The sequence below is a fragment of the uncultured Friedmanniella sp. genome, assembly GCF_964244005.1.
Lineage (GTDB): Bacteria > Actinomycetota > Actinomycetes > Propionibacteriales > Propionibacteriaceae > Microlunatus.
Genome location: NZ_CAXTHG010000008.1, coordinates 144550 through 154363, shown reverse-complemented (window position 1 = coordinate 154363; position 9814 = coordinate 144550). Strand labels below are relative to the sequence as shown.

10 protein-coding genes are annotated in these 9814 nt (G+C 71.8%); 3 read left to right on the top strand and 7 right to left on the bottom strand.

The features are described from left to right. Positions 1-51 precede the first annotated feature (51 nt). Complete coding sequence (locus ACFE76_RS07485) at positions 52-2646, bottom strand: right-handed parallel beta-helix repeat-containing protein (RefSeq protein ID WP_375431117.1); 2595 nt, start codon at positions 2644-2646, stop codon at positions 52-54. A gap of 287 nt (positions 2647-2933) precedes the next feature. Then, a complete protein-coding gene (locus ACFE76_RS07480; protein WP_375431116.1) occupies positions 2934-3299 on the bottom strand; it encodes a hypothetical protein in 366 nt (121 codons plus the stop codon). On the opposite strand from ACFE76_RS07480, the gene ACFE76_RS07475 reads away from it, so the two are divergent. Continuing rightward, positions 3292-3630: a hypothetical protein gene (locus tag ACFE76_RS07475; RefSeq protein WP_375431115.1), complete on the top strand. Its 339-nt coding sequence runs from the start codon at positions 3292-3294 to the stop codon at positions 3628-3630. The two genes, ACFE76_RS07480 and ACFE76_RS07475, sit on opposite strands and share 8 nt — an antisense overlap. Positions 3631-3636: 6 nt before the next feature. Here ACFE76_RS07475 and ACFE76_RS07470 read toward each other — a convergent pair whose 3' ends face one another. The 5 genes from ACFE76_RS07470 to ACFE76_RS07450 form a co-directional block, all read right to left on the bottom strand. Beyond that, entirely contained in the window at positions 3637-4062 is a 426-nt protein-coding gene (locus tag ACFE76_RS07470) for an adenylyltransferase/cytidyltransferase family protein (protein WP_375431114.1), read from the bottom strand. Further along, entirely contained in the window at positions 4059-4448 is a 390-nt protein-coding gene (locus tag ACFE76_RS07465; protein WP_375431113.1) for an adenylyltransferase/cytidyltransferase family protein, read from the bottom strand. The genes ACFE76_RS07470 and ACFE76_RS07465 overlap by 4 nt, the downstream gene beginning before the upstream one ends. 118 nt (positions 4449-4566) lie before the next feature. Next, complete coding sequence (locus tag ACFE76_RS07460) at positions 4567-5718, bottom strand: glycosyltransferase family 4 protein (protein ID WP_375431112.1); 1152 nt, start codon at positions 5716-5718, stop codon at positions 4567-4569. Then, positions 5715-6893: a DUF1972 domain-containing protein gene (locus ACFE76_RS07455; protein ID WP_375431111.1), complete on the bottom strand. Its 1179-nt coding sequence runs from the start codon at positions 6891-6893 to the stop codon at positions 5715-5717. Before ACFE76_RS07455 ends, ACFE76_RS07460 begins: the two co-directional genes overlap by 4 nt. Continuing rightward, complete coding sequence (locus tag ACFE76_RS07450; protein WP_375431110.1) at positions 6890-7693, bottom strand: CDP-alcohol phosphatidyltransferase family protein; 804 nt, start codon at positions 7691-7693, stop codon at positions 6890-6892. Before ACFE76_RS07450 ends, ACFE76_RS07455 begins: the two co-directional genes overlap by 4 nt. 372 nt (positions 7694-8065) lie before the next feature. Between ACFE76_RS07450 and idi the strand changes: the two genes are divergently transcribed. Both idi and ACFE76_RS07440 read left to right on the top strand, forming a co-directional pair. After that, complete coding sequence (gene idi / locus ACFE76_RS07445) at positions 8066-8623, top strand: isopentenyl-diphosphate Delta-isomerase (RefSeq protein ID WP_375431109.1); 558 nt, start codon at positions 8066-8068, stop codon at positions 8621-8623. Between the two features lie 16 nt (positions 8624-8639). Beyond that, the gene (locus tag ACFE76_RS07440) at positions 8640-9797 is read left to right on the top strand and encodes a polyprenyl synthetase family protein (RefSeq protein WP_375431108.1); all 1158 of its coding nucleotides are present in this window, start codon (positions 8640-8642) and stop codon (positions 9795-9797) included. The last annotated feature ends 17 nt before the right edge of the window (positions 9798-9814 follow it).

Sequence of the window (9814 nt, the reverse complement as noted above, 5' to 3'; positions counted from 1 at the left end):
CGGCAAAACCCGCCCGACCATGATCAACAACCACCCCATGAAAGATGCGGGCTAGCTCCAGGCGCCGAGCTGGCGGAGCCCAGGCTCGCCGCCGGACGCCGCGGCGGCCGCACCACTGAGACCGTCGGCGACGTCGGGCGCCACCGTGTTGACGGCTGCGCTGAGCCCGCCGGCGCGACTGACCGCGCGGCCGGCCGACGGTGGAGCGACGACGCTGTTCGCGTCCTGGCCGGTGGCCTCGCGGTAATGGTCGAGGTCGACGTACGCCAGCGACGAGCCCTTGCGACCCGCGGGCCAGTCGGCGAAGGACACCCCGTCCTTGGCGGTCTGGGCGTAGTAGTTGTGGTCGATCTGCAGCTGCAGCTCGCTGGCGGGGTACTGACCGGTGTAGTCGACGACGCAGACCACGCAGCTGCCGCTGTCGGCGAGCACGTTGTTGTAGACCTTGGCGTCCCGGCTGACCCAGACCATGTCGGGATCCTGCGGCCGGCGCGGGTCGCCGGTGCTGAGCCCCGGGCTCTGCCCCGAACGGCCGTCGGTGACCAGCACCAGGTTGGCGCCCTCGTTCCGGGCGAGGGTGTTGTTGGCGATCTCGACCCGGTCGGTGTCGATCACCCAGATCCCGTTCAGGCCGTTGTCGAGCGCGACGTTGTCGACCAGCCGGAAGCGGCTGGAGATCTCGAGCACGACACCCGAGCCGGTGTTGCGCTCGGCGCGGTTGCCGGTGAGGTCGACGTCGTAGGAGGCGACGTCGAACCACAGGCCGTGGCCCTCGTTGTCGGCGAACTCGCTGTCGGAGATCTGGACGTGCCGGGACGAGGTGAGCTTCATCCCGCCGGCGGCCGGGGCGCGGTTGAAGTGCTCGAGGTTGTTGTCGATGGCCGCGAGGTCGGTACCCACCAGCCGGTCGGCCTGGTTGGCGTGGAAGCCCATCAGCCCGTTACGGGCCGAGGTGAGCTGGTTCAGCGTGACGTCGGCGGCGAAGACCGACAACCCGGTGGTGGCGTTGTCGGCGAACACCATGTTCTCCAGCGTCACGCCGGAGTTGTTCACCGTGGCCGCGCCCAGCTGCCAGACCGAGGTGGCGTAGCGCCGGACCCCGATGCCCCGGACGGTGTCACCGACGCCGACGATGGTCAGCGCCTTGTCGAGGGTGCTCGCGCGGACCTCGGCGCGGCTCGGGTCCGACCCGACCACCAGCAGCTGGGCCTTGGTGTCCACGTAGAAGCTGTCGTCGCTGAGCTGGCTGCGGCGCCCGACCTGGGTCAGCCGCCGACCGTCGACCCACACCTGGTCGGGGTGGGCGGCCAGCGGGAACTGAGGGTTGACGAAGTTCCAGCCGGCTTCTTTCCGGTCCTTCGCGCCCTTGGTGTACGTCGGGCTGGAGTCGAACTCGTACGACCACGGCACCTCCCAGCCCGTACCCACTCGCCGCCAGCCGTCGACGACGGAGCTGCCCTCGAGCCAGACCTCCTCCGCCGGGTAGGACTGCAGGTGCACGACCTTGGCGATCGGCAGCAGGACGCTCTCGTGGTAGCTCCCGGCGCGCACGACGACCGTGGCCCCCGCGGGCGCGGCGTCGACCGCCGCCTGGATCGTGTCGAAGGGGTCCTCGAGCGAACCGGACGCCGTCGGACCGCCGCTGGGGCTGACGAAGACGGCCCCTTCTGGGACCGGGTAACGGGTGGTGCCCGGCGGTAACGACCCGTGCCCCTGACCGTCGCCTGCCTCGTCCTCGACCGTTCCGGCCGGATCGGCGGCCTCGGCCGGGTCGGCGGGCACCGGGACCGGCTCGCCGAGCGAGCCGGCGCCGTTGGTGGCCGTTCCCGATCCGGCGTCGCCGTCGGCGGTCCCGCCGGTGACGGAGAGCTGGCGGACGTTCAGGTTGTCGAGGCCGACCGTCTTGTTGGCGTCGGAGCTGCCGGCGACGTAGGTCCAGAGCGCGAGCGGGCCACCAGCCACCAGCCGGGACGCGGTGCTGTCGGTGGCAGCGAGCTGGACCGGCTTGGCCGACCCCGTCTTCACGGTGCTGGTCAGCTGGACCGGCGACGCGCCGCTCAGCGCCACCGTCAGGTTGAGCCGCTGGCCCTGCTTGACCCCACGGGCGACGGTCCGCTCCTCGAGCAGCACCAGCTTCTGGTCGTCGCTGCCGTCGAAGCGCGCGATCGAGAGGAACACCCGCTTGTCGAAGGCGAAGCGCACGGTGACCCGGTAGTAGGAGGAGCCGTTCGTCCGCAGCTGCAGGCCGACGTAGACGCCGCTGCCTCGCTGGGTGGGACGCGGCGCGAGGATGTCGACCGAGGTGAGCAGGTCGGCGGTCCGGACCGAGCTCAGGGTGGCCAGCCGTGAGGACCCGGGACGCGGCAGGGTCACCTTGCCGAGGCCGTCCTCGACCGAGTAGTCGGCGGGCACGGTCACGTCGTACGCGCCGCCGACGTCGGCGGTGCCCCAGCCCGTCTCGACGGTGCGCGTGAAGGTGTCGGTGACCACCACCCGGCCAGGTCCGTAGCTCGGGACGGCGTCAGCGGGCGCGTCGCGGTCCGACCGCTGGTTCGCCACGACGATCACGACGGCGAGCACCAGCAGCAGCACGACTGCGCCGACCCCGAGACGAGCTGCCCAGGGCCGCGGTCCGTTCGACGCCACGCGTGCGACTCCCCCTGTCGACGGCAAGTCCCGAGAGTGGGTTGCACCGCCAGGAACGGTATCAGAATGGGCTTCCGCAATCCGGGGAACAAAACGTCGGAACGAAAGCGAGATCTCGTCGGTCGGCTTTCGACCGAGCCCCTCAATATCCGCCTCTCGTTGACGTCGTCGGTTCCGGTCTGAGCGTGATGGACGCTCGACAGAGTCCGGTCGCGGCGACAAATGAGGGAACCACCGAACGCCTACCCGCTCGACGCCGTGATCCCCGCCGGTTGCTTTCGGGTCGATTAAGGTCGCTGCATGGTGTCAGGTCCGACGATCACGCGACCCCGGCTGGCCTGGCTCGTGCTGGCGGTCGCCGTCGTGGTGGTGGTCGTGGTCTCGGTGCTGGTCGTACGGGCGGTCCGCAGTCCCGGAGGCACCGTCGCTGCCAGCAGCAGCCCGACCCCGGCGGCCAGCGCCACGGGCTCTCCCACCTCAGGCGGCCAGACCTCGGCGTCCCCCACCTCCTCGACCAGCCGGCCGGCGTCGTCGGCCGGGGACACGTCGGCGAGCACCGCGCCCGAGCCGACCACGGGACCACGGACGAGGTCGCCGGTCCCGCTCGACACGACCGAGACGGTCGACCGCGGGCTGACGGCCCGGGTGACCACGCTGGAGGCGGTGACCGGCAAGGCTCAGGGGCCCGGTGAGGTGGCCGGTCCGGCCGTCCGGACCTCGGTCACCCTCACCAACCGGTCCGGGCGCACGGTCGACCTCAGCAACACGGTGGTGAACCTGCTCTACGGCCCCGACCAGCAGCCGGCTTCGGTGCTCAGCGGCCCCGGCGTCCAGGCGCTGCCGGCCTCGGTCAAGGACGGCAAGCAGGCGAGCGGACGCTACGTCTTCGCCGTGCCGACCGACCAGCGGGCCGAGGTCCTGATCACGGTGGACTACTCGGTCAGGACCGACATCGTCGCCTTCCGGGGCAAAGCCCCGAGCTGAGCCCGCTCAGCGCTCGGCGAGCAGGGAGCGCAGCAGCGTGCTGGAGGTGTGGGCGGTGTAGGGGAAGTAGTGCACCTGCACGCCGACCGAACCCATGTCGGCCTCGAGCTTGTCGCCCTTGGCGGTGCCGCGCCAGTCGTCGCCCTTGAACAAGATGTCGAAGCCGACCCGCTGCCACACCTCGAGCTTGTTGCTGGAGAAGTCGGTGGTCACCTCGTCGACGATGTCGAGCGCCGCCACGACCTCCATCCGCTCCTCGAGCGGCACGACGGGGTACTTCGACTTGGCCGCGTAGAGCGCCTCGTCGGTGACCACGCCGACCAGCAGCCGGTCACAGTGCTCGCGGGCGCGCAGCAGGATGTTGAGGTGGCCGACGTGGAACATGTCCCACGCGCCGGGAACGTAGCCGACGACCGGCGCCGCGGCGCTCACGCCACGTCCTCGGACCGGACGCCGCGGTCGACCGTCAACGGGTCCAACGCCCGACGCAGGGTGGCGCTCGCCGAGCACCGGCGTGGGCTCAGCACCTCCGCTGCGGGCAGCAACCCTTCGCCGTCGACGGTGAGCACGACGTCCGCCGTCGCCGCGGTGGCGCTCTGCTCGTGCACCACGACCTGGTCGACGCCGCGGACGTGGCTCAGCAGCGCCAGTCGCTCGTTGAGCGGCACGACCGGAGGCCGGCCGGCGACCGCAGCCACGGCGTCGTCGGTGTGCACGCCGACCACCAGGTGCGAGCAGCGCAGCCGGGCCTGCGCGAGGACGTCGAGGTCACCGACGTTGAGCAGGTCGAACGTGCCCAGCAGATAGCCGATCACCATCACGGACTCCCAGAAGTGCTTCTTAGATCGAATGCGGGTATCAATGTCCCCGTCGACGGCGAAATCTTATCGGCAGATATCGGTTCAGCGCGGCGGTTTGACCGCATTGAGCCTCAGATCACAGCCGGTCAACCGCGTCCACGACCGCGACGATCTCGCGGCGATAGCGCGGGACGGAAAAGCGTCGGACGGCCTCGGCGGCGGCCCGCTCAGCCAGTCGTACCCCGAGCTCGGCGTCACCGATCAGGCGTTCCATCGCTGCCGCCATCGCCTCGGCGTCGCCGGGCGGCACCAGCAGTCCGGTCCCGCCGTCGGTGACGCTCTCCAGGTGGCCGAGCGAGGCCGCCGCCACGACGGGTCGGCCGGCCAGCTGCGCCTCCACCACCGCGTTGCCGAACGGTTCGCGCAGCGAGGGCGCCAGCACGTAGCCGTTCCGTTCGAGCACCGGCCAGATCGGCGAGCTGTAGCCCGAGAAGGTGACCGCTCCCGCCAGGTCGTCGGCCGCGGCCCGCTCGCGGAGCTGGTCCTCGTACCACTCGTACCCGGGGAAGGTGGTGCCCGCGACCTCCAGCACCGCGTCGAAGCCGTCCGACCGGACCAGCGCGAGGGCGGCCAGCGCCACGTCCGGGGCCTTCCGCGGCGACAGCCGGCCGACCACGACGAAGCGGTGGGGGGGCGCGACCGGCGGCGGCACCGGCTCGGCCGCCGGACCGGGGACGCCGTTGTAGACGAGCCGGGCGCGACCGGCCAGGGCGGGTTCGACGTCGGTCATCGCCGCGAGGGCGGCCTGGCTGATCACGATCACGGCGTCCGCGAGCCGCAGCGGCAGCACCAGGGCTCGCCGGACCACCCGCCGGGCGTCAGTCTCGGCCTCGTGCAGATAGCCGACGGTCGGGGTCTGGGTGAGCCGGCCGACGAGCAGCCACCAGGGCAGCGTCACGGTGTTGACCAGGAGCACGGCGGGCCGCAGCCGCCGCAGCAGCACGGTCCCTCGGACCAGCGTGGCGACCGCCCGAAGCAGCATCAGCGGCAGACCCTTGGCGTTGGCCTGACCCTTGCTCAGCACCGGGAACGGGACGAAACGCACCTCGGCGCCGACGGCCCGCAGCCGCGGGACCAGGGGACCGTCGTCGGGCAGCGCCACGACGACCCGGCGGCCCTGCTCCACCAGCGCGACGACCGTCTGCAGCATCTGCAGGTCGGCCCCGTACAGGTCCGGGGACGGGTGGACGACCAGGACCGGCCCGCCACCGCCTCCCTGTCCCGTCACGTGTGGACGGGCTGCCGCTCGGGCTCGAGCGCCCGGATGTCGACCCCGGTCCGGCGGCCCGAGGGGCGCGGGCCGAGCTCGCGCCGCGCGAGCCGCTGGCACAGGTCCTCGTAGCGGGCGGCGACGTCGTCCCAGTTGTAGCGGCGGATCTCGGCCTGCAGGTCGCGACCGCGGTCACGGGTCCGCTGCGGGTCGGCCTCCGCTGCGACCACGAGCCGGGCCACGTCGGCCGGTCCGGCGAAGTACGTGGCGTCCTCAGCCAGCACCTCGCGGTTGAAGACGTTGTCGTGGGCGATGGTGAAGGTGCCGGCGCCCGCGGCACGGAGCAGCGACGGGTTGGTACCGCCGACGGAGTGCCCGTGCAGGTAGGTCAGCGCGTTCGCGTACAGCTCGTTGACCTGGTCGGCGTCCCAGATGCCCCCGACCAGGTGCACCCGGCCGTCGGCTGCGGCCCGCAGGCTCGCGGTGTAGGCGTCGGCGTACGGCGCCGAGCCGACCACGACGAGCGGAAGCGTCGCGGCGCTGGCGACATAGCCCCGGACGATCTCGAGCACGTGGTTCTCGGGCTCGAAGCGGGCGACCACCAGGTGGTAGCGGCCCGGTTCGAAGCCCAGCTCGCGTACCCGTTCAGCCCCCGGGTCGGTCAGGATCGGCGCGCCGTAGGCGATCAGCTCGGTCTGGGCGCTGAACTCGGCGGCGTAGTAGTCGGCGATGCCCTGCGCGTCGGCGATGAGGGCGTCGGACCAGCGTACGGACAGCGACTCAGCGGCCCGGTAGTAGCGCTGGCCGGTCGGTCCCCACTTGCCGCGGCGCCACTCCAGGCCGTCCACGTGGGTGGCCACGGGGATCCGACGGGCCTTCACGACGGGCAGCAGCGGGGCGTTGGCTGCGTTGAAGACCACGGCCGCGTCCGTGCCGCTCAGCGAGCGGTGCAGGACCGACAGCGTGGTGTGGGCCAGGGTCTCCAGCGACCGCCGGCGGACCACCGGCAGGTGCACCAGGGACATCCCGAGGTAGTTGGCGAGCGGCGGACCGGTCTCGTCGTCGCTGCGCCGGCAGAAGACGGTGACGGCGTGGCCGGCGGCCGCCAGCCGCTGGCCGACCTCCTCGACGCAGGTCTCGAAGCCGCCGTAGCGGGCGGGGACGCCGCGGGTGCCGATCAGGGCGATCTTCATCGGACTGCTCCTTGTGGGGGATTCACCGGGGACGCCGCCGGCTTCGGGACTGCGAGGGCATCGAGGGCGACGACGTCGCGCCGCCACTTGCGGACCACCAGCAGCGTGTAGCCGGCCGTGGCCAGGGCCAGGAAGGTGTAGATCCCGAAGAAGAGGTCGTGCGCCCCGAGCAGCAGGAAGACCACACACATGATCCCGTAGTCGGTCGGCAGCTTGAGCAGCGTCTTCGCCAGCTCCGCCGACTCCTTCGGCGGCGCCGGGACCCCGGCTTCGGCCCGACGGGCGCGGCCGAGCAGGTCGACCAGGATCATGCCGAAGAAGTGCACCGCGGACACCACCGCGAACGCCAACGGCACCAGCAGCCAGCCGGGACGCAGGTCGAAGTGTCGGTAGAAGGCGACCAGGACGACCAGGTGCAGTGACGCCACCTTGGCCGAGTCGATCATGTGGTCGAGCCACTCGCCCAGGAGGCTGCCGCCGCCGCGCAACCGGGCGAGCTGGCCGTCCGCGGAGTCGAACGCGTAGCCGAGCACGAGCAGGGCGGCGACGATGACGCCACTCCCCCAGCCGGCGGGGCCGAGCCCCAGCACGAGCAGCCCGGCGAGGGTGCAGGCCGCGCTCACGTAGGTGACCTGGTTGGGGGTCATCCCCAGCTGGTGCGCGGCCGCGGCGAAGATCCGACCGAGCGGCCGGTTGACGAAGAGCGAGTAGGGCGGTGCACCCTTGCTGGACTTCTGCGCGTTCCGCAGCAGCGCGAGCGACGAGCCGAAGCCGAGCGCCGGACCAGGCGAGGTACTCAACGCGCGACCTCCGCGGTCATGACGGAGGCCGCCAGCACGGGCGTGCCTGGTGGACCGGCCTGCAGAGGCGCTGACATCAGAACCGACTCTCCCTATCCGAGCGCGGCCCCCGCGACGCATTCGTGCAGTATGTCTCCGAACGTGGTGTGGCGGTCCGCCCCTCGGCAGCCGCTTGACGGCCATCGTAGATCATCATCGCGGCCGGGTAGCCAACCGAAACCTGGCTGTGACCTACGGTGTGGACGACCACCGCCGGGCGCCCGCGCCGAGATCCCTCGGCCCGGCCGCAGACGGTTTGCGTCCCGAGGGCGCGGCGCGACCTCAGTAGAGTGACGCAATGCGCATTACTCCTCACCCCCCGCGTGCAGCCTGATGAGACTGACCTCCGCCTCCGTGGCGACGGCCGAGGAGCGGGTCGTGCTGCTCGCCGACCACGGGGGGGCCATCGGCACCCGGCTCAAGTCGGAGGTGCACGGTCTGCGGACGCCGCTGCACCTGGCCTTCTCGCTCTATCTTTTCGACGCCGACGACCGGCTGCTGCTCACCCGGCGCGCGCTGACCAAGCGGACCTGGCCAGGGGTGTGGACCAACACCTGCTGCGGCCACCCGCAGCCGGACGAGGCGCCCGAGGACGCTGTCCGCCGTCGCATCGACCAGGAGCTGGGCCTCGAGCTGACCGACCTGGAGTGTGTGCTGCCCGACTTTGCCTACACCGCCGTCGACGCGAGCGGGGTGATGGAGAACGAGGTCTGCCCGGTCTTCCGCGCCCGCACGATGCATCCGTCGGCGAACCCCGCTGCGAATGCAGCGGAAGTGATGGACTGGAAGTGGGGGCAATGGCAGGACATCGTGACCGCCGTCGAAGCAACGCCGTACGTCTTTTCTCCGTGGGCGGTCCTGCAGGTGACCGAGCTGGCCGCTCGCTCGTGATGACCGGAGACCGACGGTGAGCCAGCCCTCGGCCGTCGGCGCCCCCCGGCTACTCCGTCCGAGCGTGGTGGCCCTGCCGACGCGTCGGGCGCGGGAGCTGAACGAGGACTTCCTGGCCCGCGTCGACGGTCGGCTCACCGACGTGGTGGCTGACCTGCAACGGATCTGGTCCGAAGAGGTCGCGCCGGCCGGCAGCGACGCGTCGGTCGACATCCTCGCCGACCGGGACCTGCCCGAGCTCGTCCGCGGACTGACCGGGACGGGCGGTAAGCGGATCCGGCCCAGCATGGCGTTCTGGGGCTGGGTCGTGGCCGGCGGGCGGCGCGAGGACCGCGGGGCCGCCGACCTGCTCGAGGTCGCGACCGCGCTGGAGCTGCTGCACATCTTTGCGCTGATCCACGACGACGTGATGGACGAGTCGAGCTCGCGGCGGGGCCAGCCCTCGGTGCACACCCTCGCCGCCCAGCTGCACCTGCACAGCGCCGGCCAGGGCAGCGCGACCCGGTTCGGCGAGAGCATCGCGGTGCTCGTGGGCGACCTGGCCCACGCCGAGGCCGACCACCTGGTCGCCTCGCTGCCCGAGCCGCTCCGCCGGGTCTGGCGGGTGCTGGTGATCGAGCTGGTACGCGGTCAGAGCCGTGACGTGATCGGCAGCGCCGCCGGCCGGCGCGACCTGGAGCACGCGCGCCAGGTGGCCCAGATGAAGTCCGGCTGCTACACCGTCTGGCGGCCGTTGCAGCTCGGCGCCCTGGCCGCTGAGGCCGACGACGCGACACTCGGCCTGTTGGCCGCGTACGGGGCCGAGGTCGGTGAGGCGTTCGCGCTCCGCGACGACCTGCTCGGGGTCTGGGGCGACCCAGCCCGGACCGGCAAGCCCGCTGGCGACGACCTGCTGTCGGGCAAGCCGACCGTGATCCTCGCGCTGGCCCACGACCTGCTCCAGGGTCTGGCCCGCGACGTGCTGGAGCGGGTCGGTACGCCCGAGCTCAGCCCCGCCGACGTCGCGTTCCTGCAGGACGCGCTGCGCGCCGGTGGCGTGGTGGATGCCGTCGAGTCGCGGATCAGCGCGCACGTGCACACCGCCGTCGGCCTGCTCGACGGGGCTGGCCTGGATCCCCAGGGCGCCGCCGGACTGACCCAGATGGCCCACCGGATAGCCTGGCGGGACCGATGATGCTGTACGGAAGGACC

What these genes read in the sequence shown, in the direction of transcription:
- ACFE76_RS07465 (WP_375431113.1), bottom strand. Translation starts at nt 4,448, where the DNA reads ATGGTGATCGGCTATCTGCTGGGCACGTTCGACCTGCTCAACGTCGGT.
- ACFE76_RS07455 (WP_375431111.1), bottom strand. Translation starts at nt 6,893, where the DNA reads ATGAAGATCGCCCTGATCGGCACCCGCGGCGTCCCCGCCCGCTACGGC.
- idi (WP_375431109.1), top strand. Translation starts at nt 8,066, where the DNA reads ATGAGACTGACCTCCGCCTCCGTGGCGACGGCCGAGGAGCGGGTCGTG.